Source organism: Nocardioides sp. (assembly GCF_035547795.1).
Taxonomy (GTDB): domain Bacteria; phylum Actinomycetota; class Actinomycetes; order Propionibacteriales; family Nocardioidaceae; genus Nocardioides.
Genome location: NZ_DASZUF010000188.1, coordinates 42,737 through 58,835, shown reverse-complemented (window position 1 = coordinate 58,835; position 16,099 = coordinate 42,737). Strand labels below are relative to the sequence as shown.

Annotated in this window: 10 protein-coding genes; 3 read left to right on the top strand and 7 right to left on the bottom strand. The window is 72.1% G+C overall.

Annotated features, from left to right (window positions below):
- The 3 genes from VHA72_RS14190 to VHA72_RS14180 all read left to right on the top strand — a co-directional run.
- Nucleotides 1-642 (top strand): EscU/YscU/HrcU family type III secretion system export apparatus switch protein (locus VHA72_RS14190; protein ID WP_325576310.1); only part of this gene is annotated, 642 nt, incomplete at its 5' end.
- Between the two features lie 143 nt (nt 643-785).
- Entirely contained in the window at nt 786-2,852 is a 2,067-nt protein-coding gene (locus tag VHA72_RS14185; protein WP_325576308.1) for a flagellar biosynthesis protein FlhA, read from the top strand.
- Nucleotides 2,849-3,370: a hypothetical protein gene (locus tag VHA72_RS14180; protein WP_325576307.1), complete on the top strand. Its 522-nt coding sequence runs from the start codon at nt 2,849-2,851 to the stop codon at nt 3,368-3,370. The genes VHA72_RS14185 and VHA72_RS14180 overlap by 4 nt, the downstream gene beginning before the upstream one ends.
- Here VHA72_RS14180 and VHA72_RS14175 read toward each other — a convergent pair.
- The 7 genes from VHA72_RS14175 to VHA72_RS14145 are packed head-to-tail and all read right to left on the bottom strand — an operon-like array spanning nt 3,352 to nt 16,097.
- Nucleotides 3,352-5,604 carry an arylsulfatase gene (locus tag VHA72_RS14175; protein WP_325576305.1) on the bottom strand — a complete coding sequence of 751 codons (2,253 nt, stop codon included), beginning with the start codon at nt 5,602-5,604 and terminating at the stop codon, nt 3,352-3,354. The genes VHA72_RS14180 and VHA72_RS14175 overlap by 19 nt on opposite strands.
- A 58-nt stretch (nt 5,605-5,662) precedes the next feature.
- Nucleotides 5,663-7,891: an arylsulfatase gene (locus VHA72_RS14170; RefSeq protein WP_325576303.1), complete on the bottom strand. Its 2,229-nt coding sequence runs from the start codon at nt 7,889-7,891 to the stop codon at nt 5,663-5,665.
- Complete coding sequence (locus VHA72_RS14165; protein ID WP_325576301.1) at nt 7,888-10,146, bottom strand: arylsulfatase; 2,259 nt, start codon at nt 10,144-10,146, stop codon at nt 7,888-7,890. Before VHA72_RS14165 ends, VHA72_RS14170 begins: the two co-directional genes overlap by 4 nt.
- Nucleotides 10,146-12,443: an arylsulfatase gene (locus VHA72_RS14160; protein ID WP_325576299.1), complete on the bottom strand. Its 2,298-nt coding sequence runs from the start codon at nt 12,441-12,443 to the stop codon at nt 10,146-10,148. Before VHA72_RS14160 ends, VHA72_RS14165 begins: the two co-directional genes overlap by 1 nt.
- The gene (locus VHA72_RS14155; protein WP_325576297.1) at nt 12,440-14,275 is read right to left on the bottom strand and encodes a dipeptide ABC transporter ATP-binding protein; all 1,836 of its coding nucleotides are present in this window, start codon (nt 14,273-14,275) and stop codon (nt 12,440-12,442) included. The genes VHA72_RS14160 and VHA72_RS14155 overlap by 4 nt, the downstream gene beginning before the upstream one ends.
- Nucleotides 14,272-15,147: an ABC transporter permease gene (locus tag VHA72_RS14150; RefSeq protein ID WP_325576295.1), complete on the bottom strand. Its 876-nt coding sequence runs from the start codon at nt 15,145-15,147 to the stop codon at nt 14,272-14,274. The genes VHA72_RS14155 and VHA72_RS14150 overlap by 4 nt, the downstream gene beginning before the upstream one ends.
- Nucleotides 15,144-16,097, bottom strand: coding sequence for an ABC transporter permease (locus VHA72_RS14145; protein WP_325576293.1), 954 nt, complete (start codon nt 16,095-16,097; stop codon nt 15,144-15,146). The genes VHA72_RS14150 and VHA72_RS14145 overlap by 4 nt, the downstream gene beginning before the upstream one ends.
- Between the last annotated feature and the right edge of the window lie 2 nt (nt 16,098-16,099).

Below are 16,099 nucleotides of genomic sequence, written 5' to 3'. Positions count from 1 at the left end.
ATGAGCACCGTCTTGGAGGTCGTCCAGCAGCGCTCCCTGTCGCTGCTGCGCACCGTCGGCATGGTCGGCCTCGTCCTCGCCGGCGCCGACTACGCGGTCACCCGGCGCCGGAGTGCCACCAACATGTTGATGACCAAGCAGGAGGTCAAGGACGAGGCGCGCAACTCCGAGGGCGACCCGAAGGTCAAGAACGCCATCCGCTCGCGCCAGATGGCGATCAGCCGCAGCCGGATGATCGCCGCGGTCGCCGACGCCGACGTCCTGCTGGTCAACCCCACCCACGTCGCCGTCGCGCTCAAGTACGACCCGCTGCAGGGCGCGCCCCGCGTGGTCGCCCGCGGCGCCGGCGCCATCGCTGCCCGGATCCGGGCCACCGCCGAGGAGGCCCGGGTGCCACTGGTCCGCGACGTCCCGCTCGCTCGGGCGCTCTACCGCTCCTGCGAGGTCGGCCAGGAGATCCCGCGCGAGCTGTTCGCCGCGGTGGCCCAGGTGCTCGCGTTCGTGATCAGTCGCCGCACCCACGGACAGTACGGCGGGGAGCACCGCTCCCCTCGGCACGAGTCCGAGCTGCCGCCCGTGCCGGTCGCGGGCCGCCGCCGGCGCGATAGTCCGGGGAGAAACGGTCGCAATACCGGCCAGTAATAGACAGCTTCTCCCCGAACTATTCCCCCGCGGCTCAGGCCGAGGGCCGGCCGGCCGATAGGCACTCCGGTACCAGGACGGTGCCGCCCTGTGTGGTGCCACGGACGGCACGAGCCAGCCCCCTCGGCGCGAGAGGCCGTCCCTTGACCCTGAAGTCACTCGCCAAGCTCGGCGTTCCGATCGGCATCGTGCTGATCGTGGTCATGCTCGTGGTGCCGCTGCCGGCGATGGTGCTCGACCTGCTCATCGCCACCAACATCACCGGCGCGCTGCTCATCCTGCTGGTGACGATCTTCGTCACCCGGGCGTTGGACTTCGCGTCGTTCCCCTCCGTCATCTTGGTGATGACGCTGTTCCGGCTCGCTCTCAACGTCAGCGCGACCCGCCTGGTACTGCTGCACGGCTACGCCGGCAAGGTGATCGACACGTTCGGCCACTTCGTGGTCGGCGGCTCGCTCATCGTCGGGCTGATCGTCTTCGCGATCCTGCTGGTCATCCAGTTCATCGTCATCACGCGCGGCGCGGGCCGGGTCGCGGAGGTCGGCGCCCGCTTCACCCTCGACGCGATGCCCGGCAAGCAGATGTCGATCGACGCCGACCTCAACTCCGGCCTGATCGACGAGGAGCAGGCCCGCCAGCGGCGCGCCGAGGTGCACGCCGAGGCGGACTTCTACGGCGCGATGGACGGCGCCGCGAAGTTCGTCCAGGGCGACGCGATGGCCGCCGTGGTGATCACGCTGGTCAACCTGCTGGGCGGCTTCGCGATCGGCATGATGCAGAACCATCTCTCGTTCAGCGAGGCGATCAACACCTACTCGCTGCTCTCGGTCGGCGACGGTCTGGTCTCGCAGATCCCGGCGCTGCTGCTCTCGGTGGCCACCGGCCTGATCGTCACCCGCGCGGCCGGCGGCGAGGACATGGGCTCCGACATCATCCGCCAGATCGGCGCGCGCCGTACGCCGCTGCGGGTGGCCGGCTTCGCCGCGCTCGCCATCTGCGTGATCCCGGGCCTGCCCAAGATCCCCTTCATCTTCGCCGGTGGCGCGATGCTGCTGGCCTCCACCCGAGTCAAGGAGGCGGTCGTCCCGCTGGACGAGGCCGCCCTCGACGCTCCGGCGGTGCGCAACCCCGACTCGCCCGAGCAGCTCGCCGCCGAGATCCTGGTCGACCCGCTGGGCCTGGAGCTCTCCGCCGACCTGATCGACCTGGTGGACGCCGCCAGCGGGGGCGACCTGCTCGACCGGGTCAAGGCGCTGCGCCGCAAGATCGCCACCGACCTGGGCATCGTCATCCCGCCGGTGCGCACCCGGGACAACCTCGACCTGCCGCTGCGCACCTACGCGATCACGCTCTTCGGGGTCGAGGTCGCCCGCGGCGAGGCGCCGCGCGGCTGCGTACTGGCGATCGGCGAGTTCCTGGGCAGCCTGCCCGGTGACCCCACCCGCGAGCCGGTCTTCGGCCTGGACGCGAAGTGGATCCCGGCCGAGCTGCGCCACCAGGCCGAGATGTCAGGTGCGACGGTCGTGGACCGCGCCTCGGTGGTCACCACCCATCTCTCCGAGGTCGTCACCGCGCACGCCGGCCGGCTGCTGGGCCGCGAGGACGTCCGACTGCTCACCGACGTGGTCAAGCGCACCCATCCGGTCGTCATCGAGGAGCTGACCCCCACCCAGCTCTCCCTGGGCGAGATCCAGCGGGTGCTGCGGGCACTGCTCGACGAGGGCGTCTCGGTGCGCGACCTGGTCCGGATCTTCGAGGCGCTGTCCCTGCGAGCCGCCACCTCGAAGGATCTCGACGGGCTGGTCGAGGCGGCCCGTGCCGCGCTCGGCCCCGCGATCGTGGCGCCGTACCTCACCGACGGGGTGGTCGCCGCCATCAGCTTCGAGCCGATGCTCGAACAGCGGATGCTGGAGGCGCTGCGGGCCACCGACGCCGGCGCCGTACTCGCCCTCGACCCCGACACCGCGCAGGCCATCCTCGCCCGCACCGCCCAGTTCATGCAGGAGGCCGATAACGGCAGCGTCCGGGCCGTGCTGGTCTGCGCGCCGCAGCTGCGCGCGGCGGTACGGCGGCTGACCGCGCCCGCGCTGCCCCGGCTGGCGGTGCTGTCCTACACCGAGATCGCGGGCGCCTCCAGCGTCCGCTCCGTCGGCGTGGTGACCGGCGATCGGGTCGACGGTGGTGCCAGCCTGTCGGTGGTCTCGGCATGACCGTCACCAGCACCGCACCGGCCGGGACCGGCGTGGCGGGACTGACCCCGGAGGTGCTGACCACCAGCGGCCTGCTGACCATGCCCGCGCTGTGGACCACCGTGGTCCGCCACGAGCTGCCGTTCATCGTGCTGGCCGAGCGCTATCTCGTGGTGCTGCTGACCTGCGCGCTGCTGGCCGAGCTGGTCCGCCGGCTTGGTGAGGGCGGCGCCCTGACCGGCCCCGCGCTCGGTCCGGGCACGTCCGAGGCGTTGCCGCCGACCCGGGTGGAGACGCGGCGGCTCGAGGCCGGCTTCGAGACCGGCTTCGGTGGCGGCCTGTTCGACGACGGACCAGACGCCGGCTACGCGCCGGCCGACGCCGGCCCCGGCGATGCCCCGCTGGCCCTGGAGGCGGCACTGGAGGACCTGCCCCCGCTCGCCGACGGGCTGGCCGACCTCGACCTCGACGCGGACCCGTTCGCCAGCCCGCTGGATGCCAGCCCCCTGAATGCCGGCGCTCAGTCACACGGGGCGTAGGGCTGGCCCCCGCGGACGTCGAGGATCTCCACGACCACCGTGTCCAGCCGCCCTTCGAAGGCGAAGTCGCCAGCGTCGGGATCGCAGCGCACCGGTGAGAGCCGATCGGCGCCGACGTCGAGGCCCTGGAAGGCGATGAAGAACTCGAAGGTGGCCGCCACCGTCCGCTCCCCCACCGGCGTGCCGTCGACGTCCAGGATCACCGTCCCACCGGTGCCCTCCTCATCGATCAGGAAGCGCATGCCCACCTCGACCTCGCCCGCCGGCACCGGCTCGGCCGACTCCAGCAGGTGGTGGTCGCCATAGTGGTTGAGGTCGTAGACGAGCCGACCGTCGCGGATCATCAGGCAGTAGCCGCTGTTCACGCTGCCGTGGGCGAGGATCACGCCGTTCTCGGCGCCGGTCGGCCGCTCCAGTGTGGCCGAGATCCGGAACGACCGCCCGGCGACCGGCGGCGCGGCGGCGGTGCCGATGTGGTCGATGCCGCCGCGGTAGACGAAGCGCTGCCGATCGCGCGGTGAGTGCGGCCGGAACCGGGCGTTCGCCCGCTCGGCGAAGCCGCGATCGTCGAGCGGGAGCACCTTGTTGCGCCGGGCCTCGTCCCACCAGGCCGCGATCAGCTCGTCGAGCTTGTCGGGCAGCTCGGCGGCCAGGTCGGCGTACTCGGAGAAGTCCTCATCGACGTGGTACAGCTCCCACTGGTCCTCGGCGAAGTCGGTGCCGCGGGCGTGGAACGCCACCGCCTTCCAGCCGTCCTTCCACACCGCCCGGTGGCCGTCGGTCTCGAAGTACTGGGTGCGACGGGGATCGACCGACTCGGGGTGCTCGATGGTGGGCAGCATGCTGCGCCCGTCGATCGGGAGCTGGCTCAGCCCGCGGTACGTCGTCGGCGCGCTCACCCCGACGAGGTCCAACACGGTCGGGACGATGTCGGTGACGTGCTGGAACTGACCACGCCGCTCGCCCGCATGGGCGGCGCCGGGCAGCCGGACGATCATCGGGGTGCGGATGCCACCGGCGTGGGTGTTCTGCTTATACCGCTTGAGTGGGGTGTTGCCGGCCTGCGCCCACCCGAGCGGGTAGTTGACGTGAGCGCGGCGGCCGTCGATCTCCTCGATCCGGGCCAGGTTGTGCTCGAGCGTGCTGAGGTGGCCGTTCTCGTAGGCGGTGGTGTCGACGACGCCGTGCGGGCCGCCCTCCTGGCTGGCGCCGTTGTCTGAGATGAGGACCACGACGGTGTTCTCCAGCCGACCCAGCGCCTCGAGGCCCTCGACCAGCCGGCCGATCTCGTGGTCGGTGTGGTCCACGAAGGCGGCGTACACCTCCTGGAAGCGGACGTAGAGGTCGCGCTCCTCGGCGCTCAGGTCCGCCCACGCCTGGACGCCGTCGTTGCGCGGTGGCAACCGGGTGCCGGGCGGGACGATGCCCTCGGCCAGCTGCCGCTGGAAGCGGCGCTCGCGGATCACGTCCCAGCCCTCGTCGTACCGATGCCGGTACTTGGCCACGAACTCCGGCGGTGCCTGGAACGGCGTGTGGGTCGCACCGAAGGCCAGGTAGAGGAAGAACGGCTTCTCCGGCGTCACCGAGTCCTGGTTGCGGACGAACTCCAGGGCGTGGTCCACCAGGTCGGTGCTGAGGTGGTAGCCCTCGTCGGGGTCGGCCGGCGGCGGGATCAGGTGGTTGTCGTAGTACAGCTCCGGGTAGTAGTGGTCGGTCAGCCCCTCCAGGAACCCGTAATAGCGCTCGAATCCCCGGCCCAGTGGCCACTGGTCGTAGGGACCGGCCGCCGTGGTCTGGTCCATCGGCGCGAGGTGCCACTTGCCGACGGCCATCGTGTTGTAGCCCTGGTCGACCAGCATCTCGGCGAGGGTGGCCGCCCGGTGGCTGATCTGACCGCGGTAGCCGGGATAGCCGTCGTCGACGTGGGACAGATAGGCCATCCCCACTGCGTGGTTGTTGCGGCCGGTGAGCAGGCTGGCCCGGGTGGGCGAGCACAGCGCGGTGGCGTGGAAGTTGGTGAACTGCACCCCGTCCGCGGCGAGCCGGTCGATGTGGGGCGTCTCGATCTCCGCCCCGAAGCAGCCGAGGCTGGAGAAGCCGAGGTCGTCGAGGACGACGAAGACGACGTTCGGCCGCCCGGTGGCGTCGGCCGTCTCCGGCCACCACGGCTCGGAGTCGCGGTAGCTCTCCGCGATGGTCCCGTCGAACCGCTCCTCTCCCCACGACTCGCTCACCGTCGATCGTTCCGCCACTGGCCCGCTCCTCTTGTCGTGTCACTGCTGTCGTGTCATGTCACTGCTGCGCCAGCTCGGCGCGCCAGTCATCCGCTCCCGCCGCCGGATCGCGCGGCCCCAGGTCGATCACCACCCGGTGCAGGTCACCGGTGAAGGAGTACGGCGACTCGTAGCGCGCGCTGACCGGGGAGGGCGCGTTGTGACCGCACTGGGTCGACATCGTCCCCATCCCACCGGGCAGCAGCCGCGGCAGTGCCGCCTCGCCGGCCAGGACGCCGTCGGCCCACAGCCGGGCCACCGCGCCGTCGGACCGGCGCTCGACCGTGGCCCCCAGCGTTCCCACCGTCGGCGCCAGCACCTCGCTGCCGACCAGGACGTGGTCGCCGGCCAGGTTGTAGTCGAACCAGAGCCGGCCGTCCTGGACGAAGAGGCTGATCCCGGCCGGCTGACGGCCCCAGGCCAGCAGCACGCCCTCGTCGGTCGCGGCCAGGCCGCCGACCTCGGCCCTGATGGAGAACTCCCGGGCGGAGAAGCCGGGACTCGCCATGTGGCTCATCAGCCGCGAGCCGGGCAGCAGCACGTAGTGGGTCCGGTCGGTCGCCGGGTCGGCGGCGGCCATCCGGACCTGCATCCGGTCGTCGAGCGGCAGCACGCCGTACCGCTCGGCCTCGGCCCACCACAGCTCCTGGAGGGCCGCCACCCGCTCCGGGTGCCGGGCCGCGAGGTCGTGGCACTCCGAGACGTCCTCGGCGAGGCGGTAGAGCTCCCACCGGTCCTCGTCGAACGACGTGCCCGGCACATGCGCTGCCACCGCCTTCCAGCCGTCGGCACAGACACCGCGGTGTCCGGCGGTCTCGAAGTACTGCACCGACCGCGTGCCCGGTGCGTGCGCGTCGTCGAGGCTGTAGGCCATCGAGGTGCCGTGCATCGGCATCTGCTCGACACCGCGGTAGGTGGCCGGCGGCGTCACCCCGCACACGTCCAGGATGGTCGGTACGACGTCGACCACGTGGTGGAACTGCCGGCGCAGACCGCCGTCCTGGCCCAGCCGGGCCGGCCAGTGCGCGATCAGGGGTGCCCGGACGCCGCCGGCGTACGCGTAGCGCTTGTAGTACTTCAGCGGCGTGTTCCCGGCCTGCGCCCACCCGGTCGGGTAGTGGTTGTGAACGGCCGGGCCACCGAGCTCGTCGTAGGCGGCCAACGTGTCCTCGAGCGGGTCGGGCAGCTGGAGGAACCAGCGGTATTCGTTGGCGGTCCCGTGCTCGCCGCCCTCCCCGCTGGCGCCGTTGTCCGACATCAGCAGGATCAGCGTGTCGTCCAGGACGCCGTGCCGCTCCAGGAAGGCGACCAACCGCCCGATCTGCTCGTCGGTATGGGTCATGAAGCCGGCGAAGACCTCCTGCATCCGGGCGTAGAGCCGCTGTCGGTCCGGATCGATGTCCTCCCAGGCGGCCACGCCCGGGTTGCGCGGTGCCAGGTCGGTCTGCGCAGGCACGATGCCGGTCTCGCGCTGTCGTTCCAGGACCCGACGACGCTCCTCGTCCCAGCCGTGGTCGAAGGCGCCGCGGTAGGCGTCGACGTACTCCCTCGGCGCCTGGTGCGGGGCGTGACAGGCACCGAAGGCGAGGTAGAGGAAGAACGGGTCGTCCGGGCGCGCGGAGAGGTGGTCGGCGAGGAACCGCTCGGACTGGTCGACCAGGTCCGCGGAGAGGTGGTAGCCCTCCGCGACGCTCCGCGGCGGGTCGACCCGGTGCTGGTCGTGCCACAGCTCGGGGCGGTACTGGTCGTCCTCGCCCCACAGGAAGCCGTAGTACCGGTCGAAGCCGCGACCGGTCGGCCACTGGTGGAACGGACCGGCAGCCGTCATGTGGGTCGGTGGCGTCAGATGCCACTTGCCGCACATGTAGGTCCCGTAGCCGGCCTCGCGCAGGGTCTCGGCGACGGTTGCCGCGTGCGGTGTGACCTCGCCACGGTAGTTCGGGAAGCCGGTGTCGAACGCTGCCAGGAAACCCACCCCGACGGCGTGGTGGTTGCGCCCGGTCATCAGGCTGGCCCGGGTCGGCGAGCACAGCGCCGTGACGTGGAAGTTGGTGTAGCGCAGACCGCCCGTCGCCAGCCGGTCCATGTGCGGGGTCGCGATCGAGGACCCGTAGCAGCCCAGCTGGGCGAAGCCCACGTCGTCGAGCAGGATCACCACGACGTTCGGGCCCTCCGCATGCCGCGCGGCGGGCCACCACGGCGTCGACTCCTGCACCGTACGGCCGATGCTGCCCCCGAACCCGCTCACTGGATCGCCATCCCGGCCGCCCAGTCCTGATGGCTGGTATCGGCGAGCTGCGGCCCCAGCTCGATCGTCACGGCGTCCAGCTCACCCTCGAAGCGGTACGGCGCGGCGTACGCGGCACTGACCGGCGAGGGCGCGTTGTGCCCGCACTGGGTGGACTGGCAGCCGAGTCCGCCGGGCATCAGCCGGGGCAACGCGCCGGCGCCCACCTCGCGGCCGTCCAGGCACAGCCGGGCCCGGGCGCCGTCGCCGTCGCGAACGACCTCCAGGACCGCCTCGACCGGGCCGACCGGGACGTGCTCGGTGGAGGCGACGACGGTGTGCCGACCGGCGAGGTTGTAGTCGAAGACCAGCCGGTCGTCCTGGACGAAGAGCGCGAACCCGGAGGCCCGGCGGCCGTAGGCGAGCACCACGCCGCCCTGCCCGGCCGAGAGCCGCGTCCAGCGCGCGGTGACCCGGAACTCGCGGGCCGCGTAGTTCGGGCCGACCACGGCGTTGAGGAGTCGCGACCCGGGCAGCAGCCGGTAGCGTCGGGCGTCCGTGCCCGGGTCGAGGGAGCGGATCCGCTCCGCCATCCGATCGTCGAGCGGCAGGACGTCGTACCGCTCCGCCTCCGCCCACCAGGCCGCCGCCAGCTCGGCCGCGAGCGCCGGCTCCGCGTCGGCCCGATCGTCGGTCTCGGAGAAGTCGCTGGGCAGGTGGAACAGCTCCCAGCGGTCGGCGTCGAACGGCGTGCCGGGCTGGTGCACCGCGACCGCCTTCCACTCGCCCACCACGATCCCGCGATAGCCGGCGGTCTCGAAGTACTGCCGCTGCCGCGTGCTCGGCGCCGCCGGGTCGGCGAAGGTGTAGGCGAGCGAGGTGCCGTGCACCGGCAGCTGCTCGATCCCGCGGTAGCTGTCCGGGAAGCTGGTCCCGGCCAGCTCGGCCAGCGTGGGCGCAAGGTCGATGACGTGGTGGAACTGCCGTCGCAGCGGCGTCGCCGGCGAGACGCGCCGCGGCCAGTGCACGATCAGCGGCGCCCGTACGCCGCCGCCGTGGGTGTGCTTCTTGTAGTAGCGCAGCGGGGTGTTGCCGGCCTGTGCCCAGCCGGCCGGGTAGTGGTTGTGGGTGCTGGGGCCGCCCAGCTCGTCGATGGCGGCCAGGGCGTCGTCCAGTGGGTCCTCCAGGCCGAGGAAGTAGCGGTACTCGTTGGCACTGCCGTGCTCGCCGCCCTCCCCGCTGGCACCGTTGTCCGACATCAGCACCACCAGGGTGTCCTCGAGCAGGCCGCGCCGACGCAGATGGCCGACCAGGGCGCCGATCTGCTCGTCGGTGTGGGTCATGAACCCGGCGAACGCCTCCTGCATCCGGGCATAGAGTCGCCGACGGTCCGGATCGAGGCCGTCCCACGCCGGGACGCCGGGGTTCCGCTCGGGCAGCGCCGTCCCCTCCGGGACGACGCCGAGCTCGACCTGACGGGCCAACGTGCGCCGGCGCTCCTCGTCCCAGCCGTGGTCGAAGGCACCCCGGTAGCGAGCCCGGTACCGCTCCGGGGCCTGGTGCGGCGCATGGCAGGCGCCGAGGGCGAGGTAGAGGAAGAACGGGTCGTCCGGGCGGGCGGTGAGATGGTCGTCGAGGAAGCCCTCGGCACGGGTGACCAGGTCCTCGGTGAGGTGATAGCCCTCCGCGACGCTCCGCGGTGGGTCGACCCGGTGCTGGTCGTACCAGAGCTCGGGCTGGTACTGGTCGTCCTCGCCCCACAGGAAGCCGTAGTACCGGTCGAAGCCGCGCTGGGTGGGCCAATGCTGGAAGGGGCCGGCCGGGCTCATCTCGCCGGGCGGCGTGAGGTGCCACTTGCCGCTCAGATAGGTGCCATAGCCGGCGTCGCGCAGCACCTCGGCGATGGTCGCGGCGCGCGCCGTCACCGCGCCCCGATAGCTGGGGTAGCCAGTGTCGTAGTCGGCCAGGAAGCCGACCCCGACGGCGTGGTGGTTGCGACCGGTCATCAGGCTGGCACGGGTCGGCGAGCACAGCGCCGTCACGTGGAAGTCGGTGTAGCGGATGCCGCCGTCGGCAAGGGCGTCGATGTGCGGCGTGGCGATCGAGGAGCCGTAGCAACCGAGCTGGGCGAAGCCCACGTCGTCGAGCACGATCACCACCATGTTCGGGCCGGCGCCGGGCCGGCGTGCCGGCCAGGACGGCGTCGAGTCCGCGACGGTGCGGCCGATCCGACCGGCAAAGGGCGGCTCGAGTCGAGGATCGGTCCGGTCGGTCATCACTGCTCCCGCATCTCGGCGGCCAGCTCCTCGTCGAGCGGGCGGCCGTCGCTGTCGACGTACGGCGTGACGACCAGGCGCTCGATGGTGCCGGTGAAGGGGTAGGGCGGGGCGAAGGCGCTGGCGACCGTGCCACCCGGAGCGCTGCCCACGAAGGTGCGGCCGCAGCCGATCGGCACCCGCTTCATCACCGCGTCCAGGCCGGTGTCGCCCAGATCCTCGCCGTCGACCAGGAAGCGCACCCGGGCGTGCCTGTCCTGGTCGACGACGACGCGCAACTCCAGGCGGTGCCGCCCGGCCGCGAGGATCAGCGGCATCGAGGCCGTCTCGGTCTGGACGGAGGAGACCGCCGCCTCGAGGTGCAGGCCCTCGCCGTCGAGGTACCAGCAGTAGCCCCCGTGCCGTCCGCCGACGGCGTAGAGCACGCCCGCGGCGGGCTCGTCGCCGACCTCGACGTCGGCGACGATCGCGAAGGACCGCCCGGCGATCTGCGGTGCGGCACCGCGTTCGTAGGGGCCGCCGGCGCCGAGGAAGGCGGTCCGGTGCGGGTCGGCGCCGTCCGGCCGTGGCGGCCGGGTCGGCCAGCGGCGTGCCCGGGGCCGGGTGTCCACCGGAAGCACGTCGTACTTGCCGGCGGCGGCCCACCACTGGTCGACCATCGCCCGGAGTCGGGCCGGCTCGCGCTCGGCCAGGTCGTCGCACTCGGTGGGGTCGCTGCGGTGGTCGTAGAGCTCCCACGGCAGCTCGTCGAACGGCACCGTCATCGGCGCGGGCGGGAAGGCGCCGGCCGCATCCGGCTGGAGCCGGCAGACGGCCATCCACCCGTCGTGCCACAGGCCGCGGTTGCCCCACATCTCGTAGTGCTGGGTGTGTCGGGCGCTCTCCGCCGCGGCGTCGGCGAAGCTGTAGCGCATGCTCACCCCGTGCATCGGCTGCTGGGTGACGCCCCGCACCGTCTCGGGGGCAGGCACGCCGGCCAGGTCGAGCAGGGTGGGCGTCACGTCGATGACGTGGTGGTACTGGTGCCGGACCTCTCCGGCGGGCACCTCACGCGGGTACCGGACGAGCAGCCCGTTGGTGATGCCGCCGGCGTGGGTGAACTGCTTGTACCAGCGGAACGGCGTGTTGCCGGCCTGCGCCCACCCCCACGGATAGTGGTTGTAGAGCCGCGGTCCGCCGAGGTCGTCGATGTGCCTCAGCCCCACCTCGGCAAGCTGGGCGCCGTCGTTGAGGTAGATGCCCTCGTCCACACTGCCCTCGGGGCCGCCCTCACCGCTGGCGCCGTTGTCGGAGAGCAGCATCACGATGGTGTCGTCGGCGACCCCGGCGGTGTCGAGGAAGTCCAGCAGCCGCCCGATCTGGGCGTCGGTGTAGCTGATGAAGGCGGCGTACACCTCCATCATCCGGGCGTAGAGGCGACGTTCGTCCTCCGAGAGGGACGCCCACGGCTCGACCCCCGGGTTGTCGAGCCCGAGCCGGGTGCCCGGCGGCATGATGCCGAGCTCGATCTGGCGCGCCAGCACCTTGCGGCGCTCCTCGTCCCAGCCGTCGTCGAACACGCCGCGGTAACGCTCGATCCACTCCGGCGGCGCCTGGTGCGGTGCGTGGCCGGCGCCGAAGGCGAGGTAGAGGAAGAACGGCTTGTCCGGCCCGATGCTGCGCAGACCGGCGACCTGCTCGATCGCCTCGTCGACCAGGTCGGCGCTGAGGTGGTAGCCCTCCTGAGCCGTCCGCGGCGGCCGGGTCGGACTGTTGTCGCGGCACAGCTCGGGCGCGAACTGGTCGGTCGAGCCGCCGAGGAAGCCGTAGTAGCGCTCGAAGCCGCGCCCCAGCGGCCACCTGTCGTAGGGGCCCTGCGGGCCCGTCTCGTACGACGGGGTCAGGTGCCACTTGCCGACCGCCCGGGTGCTGTAGCCGGCGCCGCGCAGGATCTCCGCCACCGTGGCGGCCGAGTCCGGGAGCCGCATGGAGTAGCCGGGATAGCCGGCGATCCGCTCGGTCACGTGGCCGAAGCCGACCGCGTGACAGTTGCGGCCCGTGAGCAGCGAGGCGCGCGTCGGCGAGCACACCGCGGTGGTGTGGAAGTTCGCGTAGCGCAGCCCCTCCTCCGCCAGCCGGTCGATGCTGGGGGTGCTGATGCTGGACCCGAAGCAGCCGTAGTGGGCGAAGCCCACGTCGTCCAACACGATGAGGACGACGTTCGGCGAGCCGGCGGCCGGGATCGGCCGGGGCGGCCACTCCTCCGCGGACTCGTCGGTGGTCCGGCCGATGCGGGGCTGGGACGCGGCGGTGCTCACAACTGCTCCTTCACGGTACGGGCGCCCGGCGCGGCGGCGAGCAGGCTGCGGGTATAGGGATGCTGCGGCGACTCGAAGACGCTGGCCGTGTCGGCGTACTCGACGATGTGGCCGCGCTGCATCACCGCCACCTCGTCGCACAGGTGGCGCACCACACTCAGGTCGTGGGCGATGAAGAGGATGCCCAGGCCGAGCTTGTCGCGCAGGTCGGCCAACAGGTTGATGACCTGCGCCTGAACCGAGACGTCCAGGGCCGAGACCGGCTCGTCGGCGACGATCAGCTCCGGCTCGAGGGTGAGCGCCCGGGCGATGCCCACGCGCTGCCGCTGCCCGCCGGAGAGCTGGTACGGGTAGCGGTCGAGCAAGCTGGTGGAGAGGCCGACCAGACCGAGCAGCTCCTCCACCCGCCCCGGCCGGTCGTCTCGGTGCAGGCCGTGCACGATCAGCGGCTCGGTCAGGATGGTGCCGATGGTCTGCCGCGGGTTGAGCGAGGAGTAGGGGTCCTGGAAGACCATCTGCACCGTACGGCGCAGCGCCGCGCGCTCGCGGCGGCCACCCGTCCAGCTCCCGCCCGCGACCCGGACCTCGCCGGAGCTGGGCGTCAGCAGACCCACCACGGTCCGGGCCAGCGTGGACTTGCCGCAGCCGGACTCGCCGACCAGGCCCAGCGCCCGGCCGCGCCGGACGTGCAGGTCGACGCCGTCGACGGCGTAGTCCCGAGGGCCGCCGCGGCGCAGCAGCGAGCGGCGCTGGTAGCCGACGCGCAGGTCGCGGACCTCGAGGATCGGGCTCGGGTCGGTCTCCCGCACCGGCGGCGGTGCCGCGACCTCGACCGCGGCCGGCGGCTCGGTCTCGCCGGCCGCCCAGCATGCCACCCGGTGCGCCTCGGCGTCGTGGAGCCGGATCAGCGGTGGCTCCTCGGCGGTGCACTGCTCGCTGGCCAGCGGGCAGCGTGGGTGGAACGCGCACCCCGCGGGACGGCGAGCCAGGTCCGGAGGCTGGCCGGGGATCGCCGGCAGCCGCCGCCGGTCGGCCAGGCCGAGCCGGGGCGTCGACCGCATCAGGGCCCGGGTGTAGGGATGACGCGGCTGCCGCAGCACGTCGGCGGTGCGACCGTGCTCGACGATCCGGCCGGCGTACATGACGGCGACCGAATCGCAGACCTCCTCCACGATGCCGATGTCATGGGTGATCAGGACCAGGCCGGCCCCGAGGTCGTCGCGCAGCCGGGTGAGCAGCTGCAGGATCTCAGCCTGGACCGTCACGTCCAGGGCGGTGGTGGGCTCGTCGGCGATGAGCAGGGCGGGGTTGTTGGCCACCGCGATCGCAATGATGACGCGCTGCCGCATGCCGCCGGAGAACTGGTGCGGATAGTCGTCGATCCGCGACTCCGGGTCGCGCACCCCGACCAGCCGGAGCAGCTCCAGCGCCCGCGCACGGGCACGGCGGCGGTCGGTGCCGTGCAGCACCAGCACCTCGGCGATCTGCTGCCCGACCGTCATCAACGGGTTCAGGAAGGCGAGCGGGTCCTGGAAGATCATGCCGATCTCCTCGCCGCGGAGGGCGGTCATCTCCGACTCGGACATGGCGAGCAGGTCGCGGCCGGCGTAGCGGACCGATCCGTGGCGCACCGAGGCAGCGCCCGGCAGCATCCGCATGATCGACATCGCCGTCATCGACTTGCCCGAGCCGGACTCGCCCACGATGCCCAGGATCTCGCCGGCGCCGACGGACAGGGCGACGTCGGCGATCACCGGCACCCGGCGGTCGTCGTCGATGGCGATGTCGACGGTCAGGCCGTCGATCTCGAGGACAGGAACGTCAGTGGTCATCGGCGCAGGTTCGCTTCGTTGAGCGCGTCCGCCAGCAGCAGGTAGCCGGCGACGAGGCCGACGACCACCACCACTGGCGCCATCGAGTAGAGCGGGTGGTCGAAGAGGTAGGTGCTGCCGCTCTTGATCATCGCGCCCAGCGAGGGTTGCGGCGGCTGGATGCCGAGCCCGATCAGGCTCAGGCCGCCCTCGACGACGACCGCCTGGGCCATCTCGACGGCGAACCGCACGAAGATCGCGTCCAGGATGTTGGGCAGCACGTGGCGGAACATGATCCGCGAGCGCGGGTAGCCGAGCACCTCGGCGGCGGCGACGTACTCCTGGGGCAACTGGCCGAGCAGCGCGGTGCGGGACTGCTTGCCGAACTTCGGCATCGTCACCAGGACGATGGCGATGATGACCGAGCCCATGCCGGGCGAGACCGCGAGCGCGACGGCGATGCCCAAGATGACGGCCGGCACCCCCAGCAGTACGTCGAAGAGCCGCTGGCAGAACGAGCCGGCGAACCGGTTGAGCATGCCCACCATGCCGAGCAGTGTGCCGAGCACACCCGAGATCGGCACCGCGATCAGGGTGACGACGAGGTCGACCCGGGTGCCCACCAGCAACCGTGCGAAGAGGTCGCGGCCGACCTCGTCCGTGCCCAGCCAGTGGGTGCCGCTCGGGCCGACGAGCGCGTCGGGCCCCTGGGTCAGGGCGTCCTGGGGGATCACCCACGGGCCGACGACGGCGACCAGGATGATGCCGACGACCAGCACCAGGCCGATCAGGCCGCGCGGCGTACGCAGCACCGCCGCGACGTAGCGGCGCTGCGGCCGGCGGGTCGGCACGGTCGGCGCGGACGTCTCGCCGGTCCGGACGATGACACTCATGCGGTACCTCCGACGCGGACGCGCGGGTCGATGGCGGCGATGCACAGCTCGGCCACGAGCTGGGTGAGGATCGCGGCGCTGATCGCCAGGAGCAGCAGCACCTGCGCCAGCCGGTAGTCGCGCGACTCCACCGCCTGGACCAGAAGGCTGCCGAGCCCGGCCCGGGCGAAGATGGCCTCGGCGATGATGGCCCCGCCGAGCAGCTGGCCGATCCTGATGCCCAGCTCGATGATCGCCGGGCCGACGCTGTTGGGCACGATGTGCCGCCAGGTGATCCACCGCCGGCCCGCGCCCTTGGCGATCGCGGTGAGGACGAACTCCTGTTGCGCGACTCGCCGCATCTCGGCCGCCAGCAGTCGCGCGATCACCGGAGCGCTGGGCAGCGCCATCGCGATGCTCGGCAGGATCAGTCGCCGCAGCGCCTCCCCCGGCTGCTGACCGAGTGCCACGTAGCCGCCGCTCGGCAGCACCTTCCACACCACCGCGAAGAGGAAGATCAAGATGACGCCGCTGACGAACGGCGGTAGCGCCAGCGCCAGCGTCGCCAGGTAGTCGAGCGTCTGGGTGACGACCCGCCGCCGGCTGGTCGCCAGCGCCACCCCCATCGCCACGCCGAGGACAAGGGTGAGGACGGTGGCCGCCACCGTCAGCTGCAGCGTGCTGCCGACGCGCTGGGCGATCAGCGAGCCGATCGGCTGGTGGATCGTGTAGGAGTCGCCGAGATGGCCGGAGAACAGCTGCCCGATCCAGGAGACGTACTGGTGCGGCACCGACTGGTCCAGACCGAGCTGGTGCCGGATCGCCGCCACCGTCTGCGGCGTGGCGTCCGGCCCGGCCAGCACGGTCGCGGGGTCACCGGGCGCCAGGTGGAGCAGCGCGAACACGGCAACCGACGCGATCAGCAGGACGCCGATCGCACCGGTCAACCGGCGCAGCGTGTAGCGGATCAACG